The organism is Sabulibacter ruber (assembly GCF_017355955.1).
Taxonomy (GTDB): Bacteria; Bacteroidota; Bacteroidia; order Cytophagales; family Hymenobacteraceae; genus Nibribacter; species Nibribacter ruber_A.
Map to the genome: position 1 here is coordinate 881,794 of NZ_JAFFID010000002.1, position 18,500 is coordinate 900,293.

The 18,500-nt window shown below is 48.4% G+C and carries 10 protein-coding genes; 8 read left to right on the plus strand and 2 right to left on the minus strand.

The window, feature by feature from the left end; translation table 11 throughout:
• Positions 1-9: 9 nt before the first annotated feature.
• Positions 10-1,647, minus strand: a complete 1,638-nt coding sequence (locus tag JT719_RS15040; protein ID WP_207434140.1) for a sodium/sugar symporter — start codon at positions 1,645-1,647, stop codon at positions 10-12.
• Positions 1,648-2,310: 663 nt separating this feature from the next.
• On the opposite strand from JT719_RS15040, the gene JT719_RS15045 reads away from it, so the two are divergent.
• The 3 genes from JT719_RS15045 (at position 2,311) to JT719_RS15055 (ending at position 8,182) form a co-directional block, all read left to right on the plus strand.
• Entirely contained in the window at positions 2,311-5,436 is a 3,126-nt protein-coding gene (locus tag JT719_RS15045; protein WP_242693259.1) for a SusC/RagA family TonB-linked outer membrane protein, read from the plus strand.
• A gap of 34 nt (positions 5,437-5,470) precedes the next feature.
• Positions 5,471-7,027, plus strand: a complete 1,557-nt coding sequence (locus tag JT719_RS15050) for a RagB/SusD family nutrient uptake outer membrane protein (protein ID WP_207434141.1) — start codon at positions 5,471-5,473, stop codon at positions 7,025-7,027.
• Positions 7,028-7,099: 72 nt separating this feature from the next.
• Entirely contained in the window at positions 7,100-8,182 is a 1,083-nt protein-coding gene (locus JT719_RS15055) for a glycoside hydrolase family 43 protein (protein ID WP_341350769.1), read from the plus strand.
• Between the two features lie 270 nt (positions 8,183-8,452).
• On the opposite strand, the gene JT719_RS15060 is transcribed toward JT719_RS15055, so the two are convergent.
• A complete protein-coding gene (locus JT719_RS15060) occupies positions 8,453-9,538 on the minus strand; it encodes a LacI family DNA-binding transcriptional regulator (RefSeq protein ID WP_207434142.1) in 1,086 nt (361 codons plus the stop codon).
• 837 nt (positions 9,539-10,375) lie between these two features.
• Between JT719_RS15060 and JT719_RS15065 the strand changes: the two genes are divergently transcribed.
• The 5 genes from JT719_RS15065 (at position 10,376) to JT719_RS15085 (ending at position 18,500) form a co-directional block, all read left to right on the plus strand.
• A complete protein-coding gene (locus JT719_RS15065; RefSeq protein ID WP_207434143.1) occupies positions 10,376-13,390 on the plus strand; it encodes a SusC/RagA family TonB-linked outer membrane protein in 3,015 nt (1,004 codons plus the stop codon).
• A 22-nt stretch (positions 13,391-13,412) separates the two neighbouring features.
• Complete coding sequence (locus tag JT719_RS15070; RefSeq protein ID WP_207434144.1) at positions 13,413-14,945, plus strand: RagB/SusD family nutrient uptake outer membrane protein; 1,533 nt, start codon at positions 13,413-13,415, stop codon at positions 14,943-14,945.
• A 140-nt stretch (positions 14,946-15,085) separates the two neighbouring features.
• Positions 15,086-16,192, plus strand: coding sequence for a glycoside hydrolase family 43 protein (locus tag JT719_RS15075; protein WP_207434145.1), 1,107 nt, complete (start codon positions 15,086-15,088; stop codon positions 16,190-16,192).
• Between the two features lie 11 nt (positions 16,193-16,203).
• Positions 16,204-17,379 (plus strand): cellulase family glycosylhydrolase, encoded by a 1,176-nt coding sequence (locus JT719_RS15080; RefSeq protein WP_207434146.1) that lies wholly within the window; start codon positions 16,204-16,206, stop codon positions 17,377-17,379.
• Entirely contained in the window at positions 17,379-18,500 is a 1,122-nt protein-coding gene (locus JT719_RS15085) for a glycoside hydrolase family 43 protein (protein ID WP_207434147.1), read from the plus strand. Before JT719_RS15080 ends, JT719_RS15085 begins: the two co-directional genes overlap by 1 nt.

Sequence of the window (18,500 nt, forward strand, 5' to 3'; positions counted from 1 at the left end):
AGCTTTTTATTACCAGAAAATGATATAAAGTGCTGCTAAGATTCCGCAGATGAGCACAGACCCAATGGCAAAGCCGGTGCTGGTTTTAAACATAGAAGAATCAATTTCCAGACCTTTAGGATTGTTCTTGCTCTTAGGATCCAGCAACGTGATAAGTACCATCAGGAACACGCACACCAGGAACACGATACCCATACGGTCCAGGAACGGAATTTCAGGGAACTGGAACTTAAGGAAAGTGGAAAGCGGAATAGTCAAGACTGCCGCTACCAATGCTGCCGAGGCAGTAGTACGTTTCCAGAAGAAGCCCAAGGCGAAGATGGCGAACACACCAGGAGAAATGAAACCGGTATATTCCTGGATGTATTGGAATGCCTGGTCAAGGTTACGAAGAACCGGAGCCACCACAATCGCAATCACAAAAGAGGCCACTACCGTGATTTTACCAAAGTTTACCAATCTGGTTTCAGAGGCATTCTTGTTGAAGAACTTACGGTAGATGTCCAGGGTGAAGATAGTAGAGATACTGTTGGCTTTACCGGCCAGAGAAGCCACAATAGCGGCAGTAAGCGCGGCAAAAGACAAACCTTTCAAGCCGGCTGGCAATAGGTTCAATAATACCGGATACGCGTGGTCTGGTTTTACGTGGCCTAATTCATTAGCCATTTCTGCCTGGAACATGCCGTTTTTATGCAACACATAAGCCGCAATACCTGGCAATACCACAATAATAGGCATCATCAGTTTCAGGAAACCAGCGAACAAAAGACCGTTACGGGCAGTTTTCAGGTCGGCACCAAGGGCACGCTGGGTGATGTACTGGTTACAACCCCAGTAGTTCAGGTTCACAATCCACATACCTCCCAGAAGAACAGAAAGGCCCGGCAAGTCCATGTACGCATCGCGGGTACCGCCTTCACCGTTCGGGATCATGATTTCGCCTTCAGAAAGAATCATACTGAAGTGGTCACCGGCTTGCTGCCGCAGGAACGTTAAACCATCCCAAATGCCAGAGCCGCCCAGGTGGTCAGATACCAGGTCAAGCGCCAGGTAGGTAGTAGCTAAACCACCCAATACCAGTACAAATACCTGAATTACGTCTGTGTAACCAATTACCTTCATACCACCCAGGGTGATAAAAATAGCGAAGATGGCACAACCGTACATACAGTAGTAGAAGTCAATACCGGTAATGGTTTCAATGGCCAGCGCCCCCAGGTACAGGATAGAGGAAAGGTTTACAAATACATACACCAATAACCAGAATACCGCCATGATGGTACTTACCGCATCGTTGTACCGCTGCGATAAGAATTGAGGCATGGTGTAAATTTTGTTTTTCAGGTAAATAGGAATGAAGAATACCGCAACTACCACCAGGGTAAGGGCGGCCATCCATTCATAAGTTGAGATTGCCAGACCCATGGCGAAGCCAGAACCAGCCATCCCAATAAACTGCTCGGCAGAGATGTTGGAAGCGATCAAGGAAGCACCAATAGCCCACCAGGTAAGAGAGCCTTCGGCCAGGAAGTACTCCTTAGAGTCCATGTGGTCTGCCTTTTTCTGCCGGTAAATCCAATATCCGTAGCCCGAGACTATCAGAAAGTAGGCAAGGAAAATGATGTAGTCAATGGTTTGTAAGCCCATAGTAAGAAGTGTGACAGTGGTTTGTTAGTTTTTAAATTTTCTGACGGATTTGTGAATATATCGGTTTTTAGTTATTATATACTAAGCCTTATACTAAGAAATTTCTATTTGCCTCTCCTGGCCGATTCTCTCGGGCAAATCAACGCTTATCGGTTGCAGCTAAAGTCCTTCCTTACCACCGGGCATAATCAAGTAATAACCAAAATACAAAGGAAAACCAGTAGCTCGTGCGCCTTTCAAAGCGCGCAAGTGGTTAAGACCGTCTATTATTCCCTCCCCTTATAGAAGGCGCATCTCGCCAATCTAATGTAATCGATTGCGTAAATATATGTCAATGATTGCTTGCCTGCCAAAACCTGAGCTGAATAGTTGTTTTAAATATCATAAAAATATTGTCTTTGCTTAAGTTTTTGTCAATGTATTTGGGCTTAGAGCTCAGAGCGTTATAGAAACTTTAAAAACAATCGATTTTATACGCAAAGACAAGGGTAAACTATAATCAAATAATAAATATCTAACGTAAACGATTACAGTAAGCCGTTGATTGACAACCATATATGCGGGTTTCTGCGATGGGTATTAGTACAGGGGTACCCATAGATGTTACTACGGTTTACAGGAGCAAATACCTCACAGCGTCTTACCACTTAACATCTATAATTTATGGAAAAAGCTTTACAAAGTAGTCAATGGATTGGGGGCTGCCAACATCCGCTGAGAAAACAGCAGGTTGCTCAATGGCTTATGGTGTTACTGGTTGGTCTGCTGGTAAATTCCTTTGCTTATGAGGCGAAAGCCCAGGGGAGAACTCTTACCGGAAGAGTGGTCAGCGCAGATGGCGAGGCATTGGCAGGAGTAACGGTGGTGGTAAGGGGTACCAGCAATGGAGCCTCTACAGATGCCAACGGTAACTACACCCTTAGCCTGGCGTCGGGACAGGAGAATGGCACCCTGGTTTTCTCGTACATCGGGTTCCGGTCACAGGAAGTGCCCATTGCAGGGCAGACCACCGTGAATGCTACCCTGCAGTCAGATGAGCAGGCGTTGAGCGAGGTGGTGGTGATTGGTTACCAGACCGTAAGAAAAGAAGACCTGACCGGGGCAGTTTCTGTGGTAGAGGCCAGCGATGCCCGCCGGGTAACTGCCAACACCGTGGCGGAGTCTCTGCAAGGGTTAGCGGCCGGGGTAACGGTACGTAACACCGGGGCACCGGGGGCTGCCGCTAAAATTGACATCAGGGGTACCGGTACGTTCGGGGCCAACGAGCCTTTGTATGTGATTGACGGGATGCTCTCCAATGCTACTCCTGACTTCAACCCCAATGACATTGAGTCTATCCAGGTGTTGAAAGATGCCTCGGCGGCGGCTATCTATGGGTCCAGGGCGGCCAACGGGGTAATCATCATCACTACCAGAAAAGGGAAGGAAGGGCCTTTACAGATTACCGGTAACGTGAAAACGGGTATCCAGCAGTTCCGCAAGCGCTGGGACCTTAGAAACAGCGCAGAGTTTGCCGAGCTGAACCGCCAGGCGTACGCCAATGTTGGCTTGCCTCCGCAGACCAGCGTTTCCACGGAATTTGACCCCAATGTGGACACAGACTGGCAGGAAGCCCTCATGCGGACCGGTTCCACCCAGGATTACAACCTCACCCTCTCGGGCGGTAGCGCCACCGGAACGTACCTGATTTCCGGAAACTACTTCAAAAACAAAGGCACCATCATTGACAATAGTTTTGAACGCGCCAACTTCAGGGTGAACACCACCGGGGAGCGGGGCCGGTTCTCGTTTGGGGAGTTCTTCCTGTTTTCCTATACCCATGATGATTACCTGGAAGGAGAGCCTTTGGTAGAAATGCTGCGGATGCTGCCCACTATGCCCATCCAGGGAAGCCGGTATGTGGGGCCAAGCAACCCCGAAGGCTGGGCCATTGGTGACCAGACTTTTGCCAATACCTTCGGGACCAACCCGGTTGCCTTGCAGAATCTGCTCCAGCGCGATCTGTATAGCTATAGGGCCAGGGGAAATGCCTTTGTGCAGTTTGAGATCATTGAAGGATTGGCCTACAAGTTCAACGCCGGTTTAGAGTCTACTTTTGATAATTTCAGAGGATTCCGCCGGCCGGGAGTGGTAAGGCAAAGTACCCCCAACGTGCTGGCCACCGCCGATGAAAACCGGGCTCAGTTTCTTTCCACCCTGTTAGAGCACACGGTGAACTTTGAACGGCAGTTTGGCGAGCATAGGGTAAGTGCCGTGGCTGGGGTGAGTAACCAGATTTTCCAGTATGATCAGATCTACGGCCAGAAACAGAATCTTCCCAGAAACCCAATAACTGGCGAGTACTATACGGTGCTCAACCAGGGTAATAACCCCATCGTGGGGAGCTACACAAACAAATGGGCTAACCTGGGGTACTTAGGTAGGGTGAACTACAGCTTCAGGGACAAATATTTGCTGAGTGCCTCCTTCAGGAGAGACGGTGACTCCCGGTTTGGACCTAATTACCGGTGGGGGAACTTCCCGTCTGTGTCAGTGGCCTGGCAAATAAGCGAAGAACCCTTCTTTGCGCTGCCTTGGGTGAGTGATTTGAAAGTGCGGGCATCCTACGGGGCGCTGGGGAACAGCGAGGTACTTTCGCCCTGGCAGTATTTTGGCCGCATCAGCCCATTCCCAAGAGCCATATTTGGGCCGGAGCAAACCATTTTCCAGGGTGCTACCAACATTCAGTTAGCCAACCCAGACCTGCACTGGGAAGAAAAGAAAACCACCAACTTCGGGATAGACGCTGCCTTCCTGAACAACCGGCTGAGCATAACGGCTGAGTATTTCATCTCTAAAACAGAGGATGTGCTCACAAACCTGCCTGTAGCGCTCACCATTGGTAATGCGGCCCCGGCCGGGGTGTTGCGTGACCCTCCCATTAATGCGGCTTCCCTGCAAAACACAGGGGTGGAGTTAACCGCTACCCTGCGCAGCGTGGAGAATCCTGTTAAGTGGGATGTGAGTTTAAACCTCAGCCACATCAAAAACGAGGTGCTGGAACTGGGTAACCTGGGCGAAGGCAGAACTTACATCCAGAGCGGAGATGCCCGTACCCAAGTTGGCAGGGCCATTGGCGAGTGGTATGTTCTGAGGACCGACGGTATTTTCCAGACGCAGGAAGAAGTTGCTGCTCACGGGATACAACCAGATGCCAAACCAGGTGATATCCGGTATGTGGATGTGGATGGAGACGGTACCTTGAATGTGGATAAAGACCGTACGTATGCAGGTAGTCCGTGGCCAGACATCCAGGGGGGGCTTGTGTTCAATGCTTCCTACAACAACTTCAGTTTCTCTATGCAGTGGTACGGCGTGGCAGGAAACAAAATCTACAACCGCCCGCGCTTCTGGATGGACCGGGGGAATGAAAACGCCTCTTACCGCAGCGACTACTCGCCCTGGACGCCCACCAACACCGATACAGACGACCCCAGAATCGGCTTCGGGAACACAGACCCAGGCATACAGCTCAATGCCAGGCCCGACACCGACCGCTGGCTGGAAGACGGCTCTTACCTGCGCCTGAGGAACCTGGAAATTGGGTACAATCTGCCACCAACCCTTGTGCAGGGCATTGGGCTGCAATCTGCCCGGGTAAGCCTGAGCGGCCAGAATCTACTCACCTTCACCAAGTACACAGGGCTGGATCCAGATATTGCCGGGGTGAACATCTTTGAGCGCGGTCTGGATAACGGACAGTATCCTGCCTTGAGAATCTACTCTCTGGGGGTTCAATTCGGATTTTGAGAAGAGTCAGTGCTTACTATAATCTACTTAGCATATGAAAAAGATATTCAACTATATCATAGCCCTTACGCTTACCGGTACCGTTCTGGCTTGTGAGGATACGCTGGAAATTGAGGATCCAAACCAAGTGAGTGTGGAAACTTACTGGGGTACCGAAGCCGAAGCCTTGGCCGGGGTGAATGCCGTTTATGGGGCGTTTTACCGAAATGGCACCTATGCCCGCTGGCTGCACATGTACCTCAATCCCCGCTCAGATGATGGGTTCGCTTCTACCGGTTGGGGAGAGTTGCGCAGCACCATAGACTTTACGCAACTGGACTTTAATTTTGAAGGAACCCGCAATATCTGGGACCATCATTACCGCGCCATTTACAGAGCGAACCAGGTAATCACGAACGTGCCCAACATCCAGATGGATGAGACTTTGAAACAGCGGTACATAGCGGAGGCTAAGTTCCTGAGGGCGCTTCATTACTTTAACCTGGTGTCGCTTTTCAGATCGGTTCCATTGGTGTTGGACCCATCCAGGCTAACCGATTTGCCTTTCCAGGTAACAGAGCAGGAAACCTGGACCCAGATTGAACGAGATTTGACCGAAGCAGCCCCAAATCTGCCCGCCAAATATGACCTGGAAAACCTGGGACGGGCCACGCGCGGAGCGGCCTATGCCTTGCTAGGGAAAGCGCATCTGCAGCAGCGGGAATACCAACAGGCCTTAGATGCTTTTGCCTGGTTAGTAGACGGAGACGGTTCCCGGCTAGGGCTGTCTGGGAATGACCTCTATGATCTGGTGCCTAATTACCGTGACAATTTCCTGCACACAACAGAAAACAACCGCGAATCAGTCTTTGAGGTGCAGTTCCTGGCCCTGCAATCTACCACCGATGAAGATGCGCCCACCTCTAACTTAGGAAACCAGCGGGGACCGTTTTTTGGCCCGGGCCGCAGAAATCAGGGAGATCCGCAGGCGGGCTTCAATGACTTCCAGATGCACCGGTGGGTAATAGATGAGTTCATGCAGGAGAGAACCACCAGCAACGCCGTGGACCCACGGTTGTACGCTACTGCCATCTTTAACGGTAACCCGGGTACTTTCTACGGCAGAACCTTTGACCAGCTGGTTCCTGACAATTTAATGCAGGCAGCCTGGTACCGGAAGTACCTCAACGACTACCATAGGGTTGATGAGACCTTTGAGGGGCCCATCAACTTCCGGGTCATCCGGTATGCCGATGTGCTTCTTATGTACGCGGAGTGCCTTAATGCCTTGAACCGTACCGCTGAAGCGTATCCGCATGTAGACCGGGTGCGGCAACGGGCAGGATTAGCCCCGCTCTCCACTGCCAGACCCGGGCTTTCGCAGCAGGCGTTCATGGAGCAACTAGAGCACGAGCGGATCACTGAATTAACCGGCGAAAGCACCCGGTGGTTAGATTTGCTGCGCTGGGGTTACCTGGATGATCCTGCCAGAGTCAATGAACTGGAAGCCCGTGATCCTGAATTCAACAATTTTGACATCCCAAGAGATAAGTGGTTGCCTATTCCGCAGAGCGAAATAGACATCAACCCTAACCTTAACCAGAACTTCTAATGTAGGTAAAATGGCGAGAAAGACGTTGAAAGCGTTTTCTCGCCATTTTTTAAAAAATTAAGCATAAAACGGGTGGAAACAGGAAAGAAAGAAATCAGGAAGCCAGGGGTTTGGCTGTTGCTGGCATGGGTGCTTTTGTTTGTACAATGCGGTGGAAGCGATGAGGAGAAGGTAGTACCTGTCACCCCTAATCCTAACCCCGCTACCAATTTCACCAATCCCATCTTAGGGAGTGGGCCAGATCCTTGGGTGTATCAGCAGAATACCACTTATTACTATACGCATACCCTGGGCAACCGCATCGGGCTAATCAAAACGCAGGCTATCTCCCAATTAAAGCAAGAACGGTTTACCACCGTCTGGACACCTCCTGCCAGTACTGCTTATTCCCGCAATCTTTGGGCGCCTGAACTGCACCAGATAGCCGGGAAATGGTACGTTTATTTTGCCGCCGATGACGGGAATGATGCCAACCACCGGATGTACGTGCTGGAAAATGAATCGGCAGACCCCACCACCGGCAACTGGACCTTTAAAGGGAAACTAACCCCCGCCACCGATAGATGGGCCATTGATGGATCTGTCTTTGAGCACAGCGGCCGGCTTTATTTTCTCTGGTCTGGATGGGAGGGCACCAATAACCCCGGGAACCAGCAAATCTACATAGCCAGAATGACGAACCCCTGGACCCTGGAAGGCGACCGGGTGATGCTTTCCCGGCCCTCTTACAATTGGGAGATGAACGGCCTGGTGAACGAGGGGCCGGAAGTAATCAAAAGCCCTACCGGCAAAGTGAACCTGATCTACTCAGCCAGCGGCTGCTGGACCGACAGCTATTCCCTGGGCAGGCTCACGTTAAAAGACGGCGGCAACCCCTTGAATCCAGAGGATTGGGTGAAGAATTCCACCCCGGTTTTCTCCACCAAACCAGAAAACAACGCGTATGGTCCCGGCCATAACGGTTTCTTTAAATCACCAGATGGCACCGAGGATTGGATTATCTATCACGCCAATACGCTCAGCAACCAAGGATGCGGTGATACCCGGAACCCCCGCATCCAGAAATTCACCTGGAACGCAGACGGTACGCCTAACTTTGGAGAACCCGTAAAAGTGGGAACTCCCATGGCTCGTCCTTCTGGCGAGGTAAGATAATATGGTGCAGAGGTATTTTAAGGCTGCTTCCTGGAAAATTGGCCTGGAACGGCTGTGTGGGCACCAACCCCCTAAAAAGAGTAGTGTACTACATTTACCTGTAGAGCTTATGATAGGAACTGAAAATCTTTATAAATAAGTACAGAATTGACTGCAGGTGATTAAGACTGTAAGCAGCAACAGCACTAAATTATATTGATGCAGTACTACTCAAAATATTGGAGAAGCTGTGTGCCTTTCTACGCAGTTAATAATTGGTTGTGCAAGTTGCTAGGGTAGATGGCTTGCATGATCAGGAGCTAGATGGTTCTCTTCTTTAGTCAATTTTCCCCTTGTGGCACGGCGGATAGACGATTGCCTTATAACCAACACAGGGTCAAGAACGATTTTTCTGGGAGGTAAGGCGGGGTCATGCTCTTCTTGCTTCATATCCATGAAAAGGTTGGCGGCCTCCTGTCCCATCAAGGCTGTCTGCTGGTCAATGGTGGTTAAGCTCGGGGTGATATAAGCACTGAACGCCTCGTTCGCAAAGCCCACCACTCCAATCTGTCCGGGTTTGTTCCAGGGTGACTCCTTGATGGCCTGCAGGGCGCCAAGGGCGGTAAAGTCTTCCACGGCAAAGATCGCATCGGGGCGGTTGGGCATAGCCAATAATTGTTGAGCGCAGGCACGACCTGTGACTATAGAAACCTTCCCGTAAATAATCAAATCCCCATCTATCTTAAAATTATAGGCTTTTAGCGCGTCTACATACCCCCGGAGCCTTTCGTGGAAAATCTTAATGTGCTGCGGTCCGGAGATATGGGCAATGCGCCGGTATCCTTGCTGGATCAGGTGCTCGGTAGCCATGTAGGCCCCTTTGTAATCGTCAATGACTACGGTGGGTACCCCTAGCTCGTCAGTGGCGCGGTCAAAAAGAATCAGCGGAACGTTGCGCCTTTTAATTTCTAAAAAGTGGTCTAAGCTGGTTGTCTCCTTGGCGATAGAGGCAATGATTCCGTCCACGTTGGATTGGAGCAGCGTCTGCACGCCCCTTGCCTCGTCTTCCTGAGTCTCATTTGATTGGAAAAGCAGCACGGTGTAGCCTTGGGTTTTGGCTACCATCTCAATGCCATGTACGGCGGAGCCGAAAAAGCTTATCTCGGCACTGGGGATGATCACTCCCAAAACAAATGTTCTGCCCAAACGCAGCGAAGAGGCCGTTCTGTTTTGCTGGTAGTTTAGTCTAAGGGCTGCTTGCCTTACTGCCTCTTTAGTGGCGGTGCTGATGGAAGGGTGGTCATTTAGGGCACGGGAAACAGTGGCTGCTGTTGTGTTCAGTTCCTTTGCTATGTCGTGTATAGTGGTCCGTGCCATGGTATGTAATCGATTGCGTGGGGGAGTTTGTGAATTATGATATTCGTAATTCTGGATTAACTGTCGCTAAATTATAAAAATGTAATTAATAGACTTGCTGTTTAATATTTTTTTATATGTTTGCCATCATTAAACGGTTAACTTTATGTTACTGTTAATGACATCCCTTTGATTTACTAAGTAACAGTAGCTGCCTTAATTCAAAAAATGGGAATATAGCACGTAAACGATTACATGGATTTACGGTCTTCTCAAGAGTGTAGCTTAATTGCTTTTCAAGCTTACCGCCAGTTTTAGAAGATTTAAGGATTCAAAACGATCAAGTTTATGAAAGCTTCTTTTCTGCCAGGGTGATATTTAAACAGTAGTACCAATAGGAATAGGGAGCTGTAAGATGGGGGTTATGGCTGACCAACCTTATTGAGTAGGTGAGCGCAAATTGAGCATTTGAGTTTGTCTCAAGGAAGGAAATAGTAGTCCTGTTTGTCCAAGGGGATCTGTAGGCAGATTGAAGGGCTAGTACTGAAGTGGGCAACTAAAGCCTTGCAGTATCTGCAACTTACTTTGTTAACCTAAAGGCCAGGAGCATGGAAAATCAAGTAGCGCTCACATTTGTGTTGATTTCCTTTTAGGGAAAGGGAAATCAACGCTTCAAGTTTATCCTCTAGCAATAAGAGAAAACAACTTATTCTTTCTGCTTCAAGGTCAATTGTAGTAGTCGTGTCCTATTTAGTTACCAATGAGTTTGTGAGCATGTGTCATGTATGAAGAGATTCTTCAATATTTCATTTTAAGCAGCTTTTTAGGGTTTCGTTTGTAAAATTTAAAACAAAATGTATGAAGCACAATTATCTTATTAAGAATGTATGGTACTTGGTTGTACTAATGCTCATCTTTTCATCTACTTCTGGGGTATTTGCCCAGGGGATTGCAGTGCGGGGTACTGTGACAGATGAAAAGGGTAGTGGGCTTCCCGGTGTGGCTGTTGTTTTGAAAGGTACAACGGTAGGAGCTTCAACAGATGCAGACGGAAACTTTGCTCTTACAGTTCCAGGTGGGCAAAGCAATGGTACCCTGGTGGTTTCTTACTTAGGGTATGTCTCGCATGAGGTAGCTATCAATAACCGTTCAACCATTAACATCCAATTAGTTCCTGATGCAGAAGCATTGGAAGAAGTGGTAGTGGTAGGATACGGTACCCAACAGAAACAAGACCTGACAGGTGCCATCTCAGTGGTTAAACCTCAGGAGATTCAGAAAAGACAGGCTACCACAGTTGCAGAAGCCATGCAAGGATTGGCTTCTGGTGTTGTGGTGAGAGGTGGTGGTCAACCGGGTTCAGAGGCCCAAATCCAGATCAGGGGTTTGAAAAACTTGTCAGGAGCTAATCCGCTCTATGTGATTGATGGTTTGATCACTACCGCTAACCGGGATTTCAACCCAAATGACATTGAATCCATTCAGATTCTGAAAGACGCGTCTGCTGCGGCCATCTATGGTTCCAGAGCTGCCAATGGGGTAATCATCATTACCACCAGAAAAGGTAAAGAAGGCCCGATGAAAATTGAGTTTTCTGGTAAAAGTAGCTTACAAACCATGCCACGGTATGATTTGGCAGAAACAGACGAGTTTGCCCGGATAAATTACATGGCCTATGACAATGCTAATGTGCCAAGGCAAAACCTGAATACAAGCATCAATACAGATTGGCAGGATGAAGCGTTCCGGACGGGTAATATTCAGGATTATAATCTAAGCTTTTCCGGCGGTAGTAAAGACGGAAGCTACCTGGTTTCTGCCAACTACTTCGGTAACAAGGGTACGGTAATAGACACTGAGTTTGATAGACTTAGCTTGCGGGTAAATTCAAGAGGTACAAAAGGGATTTTTACCATAGGAGAGAATATTGCCATATCTAACTCCAAAGCAGATGAAATGTCGGGCAACCCAATTGTGGATGTTGTTCGGTTGCTTCCTACTATCCCGGTGTATGATCCAAGAAACCCAGGTGGCTATGGCTATGGAAACGAATCTACAGGTAGAACCTTTGGTACAAACCCGGTGGCTATCGCTGATCTTGAGGATCGTACAAATGAGAACCTGAGACTTAGAGGTAATATTTTTGCGGAGCTAAAACCATTTGAGTTCCTGACCTACAGGCTCAATTTAGGATACGAAACCAGCAGTGACCACTATTCCTATTTCCGTAAGCAAGGAAACTGGACACTGAACCAGGCCTTTGATCCAGCTATTGCAAATGAAAACAGAGCAAGGTACAGCAGTGGCTTGGTTGAAAATACCGTAACCTTTAACAAAGCATTTGGGCAGCATACCTTCACTTTACTTGGAGGGCAGACCTACCAGCGTGAAAAATATGAGCAAATCTGGGGAACCAAGCGGAATATTCTCTATAACCCTACTACACAGCAATACTATCCGGTATTAGATCAAGGAAACGAGCCTCAGACGGGTGGGTTTGCCCGTGAAGCCATTTTGTTGTCTTATCTAGGACGTTTAGAGTACAACTACGGTGACAGATACTTGTTCAATGCGGTTATCCGCCGAGATGGAACTTCCCGCTTAGGAAGAGATTACCAATGGGGTAACTTCCCTTCTGTTTCTGCCGCCTGGCGCATTAGCGAAGAAAGTTTCTTCAACCTGCCTTTAGTCTCTGATCTCAAACTTAGAGCTAGTTACGGTACTCTGGGAAGCAGTAACATCGGTTACTGGGATTATCTGGGCACCATCAACACATTCTCAACCATTGCTATAGGGCAAGATCAGCATGTTGAGTCTGGAGCCACACAAGTAAGATTAGTTAACCCAGACTTGAGATGGGAGACCCTGAAACAATCAAACTTTGGTGTTGACCTGGGCTTCCTAAACAATAAGTTGGCCATTACTGCTGAGTATTTTATTGCCAAAACGGAAGATGTGTTAACCGGTATGCCTATTGCTATGACAACTGGTAATGATGGCGGAAACCCGGTGGTAAACGCTGCCAGCCTGAAGAACAAGGGGTTTGAGTTTTCTGCGACTTATACAGAAGAAGGCAAAGCCTTTAATTATTCTGCTGGAATCAACTTGACTACTCTTAGAAATGAAGTGTTAGAACTAGGTTATGGCAGAAACAACATCTTTGTTGGAAACACAGTGACCGAGATAGGGCAGCCTATAGGTGCCTGGTTTGTGTTAGAAACAGATGGTTTGTTCCAAAGCGATGAAGAGGTTCAAAGCTACAGAAATGCAGAGGGACAAGTTATCCAGCCAAATGCTAAACCTGGCGATATCCGTTTCAAAGACCATAATGGAGATGGGGCCATCACCAATGATGACAAGGTAGTAGTAGGAAATCCTTGGCCAGACTTTGAGCTTGGCATAAACCTGGGTGCTTCTTATAAAGGATTTGAAATGACCATGAACTGGTTCGGGTCTTTTGGCGCCACTGTGTTCAACGGGCCTCGCAGTATAATGGACAGGTTTGATGATAACTCCAATTACCGCGCGGGAGTGCAGCCCTGGACACCAGAAAACCCTAACACCGATGTGCCAAGAGCCTACTATGCCTCTACGCTTAATTCAAGAGGTGATACTGATCGTTGGTTGGAAGATGGAAGCTTTATGCGACTTAAATACATCAGTTTAGCTTACACCATTCCTGCTGCCATTACCCAGCGAATTGGAATAGCTAATGCTCAAGTCTCTATTTCTGGACAAAACCTGCTGACCTTCACAAAATACACCGGTTTGGACCCAGAGTTCAATAACGGAAGCATTTATGAAAGAGGCTATGACTTTGGCGCTTTCCCTAACCTCAAAATGTACTCTGTAGGATTGCAGTTTGGCTTTTAATGAAAACTAGAAACAGGCTAATATGAAAAAGATAATATATAAAGCAGCCTTAGTGTTTGCATTCCTTAGCGCTTCATCTTGTAGTGAGGACCTTCTGGATGTAGATAACCCTAATACCATAACACAGGAACAGTTTTGGCTATCAGAAAGTGATGCCCAAAAAGGGATAAATGCAGTTTACCATATGTTTTATCAGAACGGAGGCTTTAACCGGTGGATTTACTTCAGGTTAGACCTTACTTCTGATGAAGGGTATAGCATCAGCCCTTGGGTAGAATTAGCAGACTGGACGCGCTTCCAGTACGTGAACTACAATTTCTGGGAAGGCAACAGCAATACCTGGCGCGACATTTACAAAGCTATATTCAGAGCTAACCAGGTTATTGCCAATGTTCCTAACATTGAGTTCTCTGATCCAGCCAAGAAAGAGCAGATCATAGCCCAGGCCAAATTCCTAAGAGCCTTCTACTATTACTATGCTGCCATCCTTTGGGAAAATGTTCCTCTGGTACTGGAGCCTTCTAACCCAGATGACCTTCCAATGCAGAGAACTTTAGATGAAGTCTGGGCTCAGGTGGAGAAAGATTTGACAGAAGCTTTGCCAGCGTTGCCCGTTCAATGGGATGCTGCCAACGTAGGGCGGCCTACTAAAGGGGCTGTGATGGCTTTCTTGGCCAAGGCACATATGCAACAACGGGATTGGGCAAGTGCCAAAACAGCCCTGGATTATTTCATTACTGGTGAGGGAGCCGGGAAATACAGCCTGGTAGCCAATTTCAGGGATAATTTCAGACATACGAATGAGAACAACGCAGAGTCTGTGTTTGAAATCCAATTCTCTGATGCTAACAAAACCGGCGAAGGAGATGGACCTAATAGCAATATGGGAACTAACCGAGCTCAGTTCTTTGCGCCAAGAGGCATTGGTTGGTCCGATGGGCAAGCCAGACCTTGGATTATAAATGAATTCAAGAGTGAAAGAACGCAAGCCGGCGGACTTGATGAGCGCCTTCGCTATACCTTGTTTTACCCTGAGTTAGAGGAGGATTTTGGTGACAAAACCTACGGAAGAAACTGGGAGTGGGGAGATAATGAAGCCTGGTTCAGAAAGTATTCCCGTGACTACTACCGTAACAATGAAGATTACTTCTCTGAAGTAAACTTTAGAGTTATCCGTTATGCCGATATCCTGCTGATGTATGCCGAGGTCCTGAATGAACTTGGCCAGACGGCACAAGCCCACCAATATGTAGACCAAGTACGTAGCAGGGCAAATCTAAGACCACTGGCGCAAGCCTATCCGCAGATTGGAAATGACCAAGGCCTGTTCAGAGAGAGATTAAAGATAGAGCGGGCTAAGGAGTTGTATGGTGAAAGCGTAAGATGGGCAGACCTGAAAAGATGGGGAGATCTGGAAACTGACGCGAAAGTAGACCAGGTAGCCCAACGCGATCCTGACTTCAACAACTTTGAGGTTGGAAAGCACATTAGGCTACCAATTCCTCAGAGTGAGGTTCTAAACAACCCTAACCTTAACCAAAACCCTAAATATTAATTCCTTATGGCAAGCAAGCCATCAAGGCTTGCTTGCCATCATTTCAACTTAAAAAAGGAGCATCTCTGCGTCCTGGAGCATATGTGAGTACCAAGCATGAAATTTAATTAAGCATTAACCCCCCCCTTAAAAATTTGCTTTTGATTTCATTTAACTCTTCTAAAAAGCTGCCATTGAACAAATGGGAGGTGCCTGGCAACGGCTTATATTCTAAGCTGCTGAATAGGGCTAAGCATCAGTATAGGTTATATATAGCCCTTGTCTATCTGGGATGTTTGGCTTTTTGTTTGGCTGGTTGCAAGCAAGACGAGGAGGCGGATGTAGCGCCTAACCCCGCGCCTGTAACCAAGCAGAATATTTTACTTGCAGATCCCTTCATCTTTAGACACGAAGGAGCTTATTACCTATACGGGACATCAGATGTTAATCCCAATCTGGGTATACCTGTTTACAAATCAACGGATCTGGTTAACTGGGAAGGACCTGTAGGGCTTGCCGGAGAAGGTAATGCGCTGAATAAAGGCCAAAGCTATGGAGACACGGGCTTCTGGGCACCTTATGTACTATATATGAACAACAAGTTCTATATGTTCTATACTGCTAACGAGCACATTGCCGTAGCTGTGAGCGACTCTCCTTTAGGTCCCTTTACGCAAACAAACAAGCAGCCCCTTCACCCCGATATCAAAGAGATTGATCCTCATGTTTTTGTAGATGAGGATGGAAAAAAGTACTTGTACTTTGTGCGCTTTGATAACGGTAACCGAAGTTATGGGGCAGAACTGAATAGTGATCTCCTATCTGTTAAGGAGAACACAATCACTGAATGTATTAAGCAATCACAGCAATGGGAAATTGCTTCTGGTGCCCTTTGGCCGGTAACCGAGGCTCCGGCAATGCTTAAACATAAAAATACTTACTACCTCTTCTATACAGCAAACGACTTCAGACACCCAAACTACAACGTTGGGTATGCTACTTCTTCCTCTCCATTAGGGCCATGGGTAAAATACACTAATAACCCTTTGATCAAGAATGATAATACCGCACGTGGCACCGGCGGATGCGAGTTTGTGACCACCCCTGCAAATGAATTAATCATGTTCTACCATGCACACCAAAGTTCCCAGGCTCCCACCCCAAGGAAAGTTGTCTACAGCAAAGCCGCTTTTGTGACCGGCGAGAATAATATGCCTGACGTGCTTAAGGTAGAAGATGAAAAGAAATACCCTCAAGTTGAACAATAATCTAGTAAGGAATGAAAAGCCAATCAAAGTTCTACCTCTTAGTAAGCTTAGTATACCTGTTCTTTCAAAGTTGTACCTCGCCTCAGCGCGAGGCCAAACAAGTTGCATCAGTTGAGAGGAGAATCCCAAGAGAAATCTGGTCCAAGGACCAAGCGAATAAATGGTATGCCCGGCAGGAATGGTTGGTGGGCAGCAACTTCATCCCCAGCAATGCCATCAACCAACTGGAGATGTGGCAGGCCGCAACCTTTGATACCACCACCATTAGCCGGGAACTGGGGTTGGCCGAGTCCATTGGAATGAACACCGCCCGGGTCTACCTGCATGACCTGTTATGGGAACAGGACTCAACCGGTTTCCTGAATAGGATGGACACGTTTCTGAACATCGCGCAACGCCACGGCATCAAGCCCCTGTTCGTGTTCTTTGACTCCTGCTGGGATCCGTTTCCCAAGTTAGGTACCCAGCGAGCGCCTAAGCCGCACGTGCATAACTCCGGTTGGGTGCAGAGCCCAGGACAGAACGCCCTGAAAGACTCCACTCAGTACCCACGCCTGGAGCGCTATCTGAAAGGGGTGCTCACCAGATTTGCCGATGACGACCGGGTGCTGGCCTGGGACGTGTGGAATGAGCCCGATAACATGACTGGTCCTTCCTACGAAGCTGTGGAGCTGAAAAACAAGGTAGACTACGTTCTGCCTCTGCTGAGAAAAGCGTTCATTTGGGCCAGAGCAACCAACCCGTCGCAGCCGCTCACCTCCGGGATCTGGGTAGGAGACTGGTCTTCGCATGAGGTGATGAAGCCTATTGAAAAACTGCAGGTGGAGCAATCAGACGTGATTTCCTTCCACAATTATGACAAGCCTTCTGATTTTGAGGAGCGCGTGACCTGGCTGAAGCGGTACGGCAGACCCATCCTTTGCACCGAGTATATGGCCCGCCCAAATGGAAGCACCTTCCAAGGGTTCTTGCCTTTGGCCAAGCGGCACAACGTGGCAATGTACAACTGGGGACTTGTGGATGGCAAAACCCAGACCAAATACGCCTGGGACAGCTGGGTGAAGCAGTACACCTCTGAGCCGAAGGAATGGTTCCATGATATCTTCAGAAAAGACGGATCACCTTACCGGGAGGAGGAGACCGAGCTGATCAGTGAATTGACAGGAGCCAGCGTTACAGTGAAGTGATGGAGAGCATCCTTCTTAAATTTAGTAGGAGGCTGGGTGCTGTAGCGGCACAGCGGATTTTTCTCTATGCCGTCTTCCTGCAACTGTCAGTAGTTGCCGGTTGTAAGCAGGAAGCAGTTCTCCCTGCTAAGTCTGCAATCCCTCCGGCAAAGGAGGAAAAGGTAACCTTTACCAATCCGTTGCTGGCGACAGGACCAGACCCTTGGGTAATCCGCCGGGATAGCCTGTACTACTATACCCACACCGTTGGCAACAACATCGTTCTTTATAAAACAAGGGCGGTGTCGCAGTTGCGGGACGCGCCGGTGAAAACGGTTTGGAATCCTCCGGCAGCAGGGGCCAACTCCCAGAATATATGGGCGCCGGAGCTCCACTTTCTGGATGGTAAATGGTACATGTACTATACGGCCGGGGCATCACCGGACCTGAGCACGCAGAGGTCATTTGTGCTGGAGAACTCCTCAGCCAGTCCGCTGGAGGGTTCTTGGGTGGAAAAGGGCAAGGTAGCAGACCCAGCCGCGGATTTCTTCTCCATAGATGGTACTATCCTGGAGCATGAGGGTGCCAGATACTTTATCTGGAGTGGGCATGTTTCAGCCACAGACAATACCCAGCGGCTGTTCATCGCCAGAATGACAAACCCCTGGACATTGGAAGGTGCCCGGGTAGAGATCTCTGCTCCAAGGTATGCCTGGGAGCAGGTAGGCCTGCCCAGTGTAAATGAAGGACCTGAAATTCTAAAGAATAAAGAAGGAGATGTGTTCCTGGTTTATTCTGCCAGCGGATGTTGGACCGATGACTATGCTTTGGGGTTGATGCGGCTAAAGAAAGGCGGTGATCCTATGAAACCCGCTGATTGGACGAAGAAAGACACCCCGGTTTTTACCAAGAAACCAGAGAGCAAGGCCTATGGCCCCGGGCATAATGGTTTCTTTAAGTCACCTGATGGCACAGAAGACTGGATCATTTACCACGCAAACAATGAACCGGGGCAGGGATGCAGCGGTGCCAGAAATCCCCGGATGCAGAAGGTGAACTGGAATACAGACGGAACCCCCAATTTCGGGGAGCCGGTCAAAATATACACAGAGGTGCCAAGGCCATCTGGAGAGGTTAAGTAG

Bases quoted from the DNA above. Each gene is read 5' to 3' on its own strand.
- JT719_RS15040 (WP_207434140.1), bottom strand. From the start codon at position 1,647: ATGGGCTTACAAACCATTGACTACATCATTTTCCTTGCCTACTTTCTG.
- JT719_RS15045 (WP_242693259.1), top strand. From the start codon at position 2,311: ATGGAAAAAGCTTTACAAAGTAGTCAATGGATTGGGGGCTGCCAACAT.
- JT719_RS15050 (WP_207434141.1), top strand. From the start codon at position 5,471: ATGAAAAAGATATTCAACTATATCATAGCCCTTACGCTTACCGGTACC.
- JT719_RS15060 (WP_207434142.1), bottom strand. From the start codon at position 9,538: ATGGCACGGACCACTATACACGACATAGCAAAGGAACTGAACACAACA.
- JT719_RS15065 (WP_207434143.1), top strand. From the start codon at position 10,376: ATGAAGCACAATTATCTTATTAAGAATGTATGGTACTTGGTTGTACTA.
- JT719_RS15070 (WP_207434144.1), top strand. From the start codon at position 13,413: ATGAAAAAGATAATATATAAAGCAGCCTTAGTGTTTGCATTCCTTAGC.
- JT719_RS15080 (WP_207434146.1), top strand. From the start codon at position 16,204: ATGAAAAGCCAATCAAAGTTCTACCTCTTAGTAAGCTTAGTATACCTG.
- JT719_RS15085 (WP_207434147.1), top strand. From the start codon at position 17,379: ATGGAGAGCATCCTTCTTAAATTTAGTAGGAGGCTGGGTGCTGTAGCG.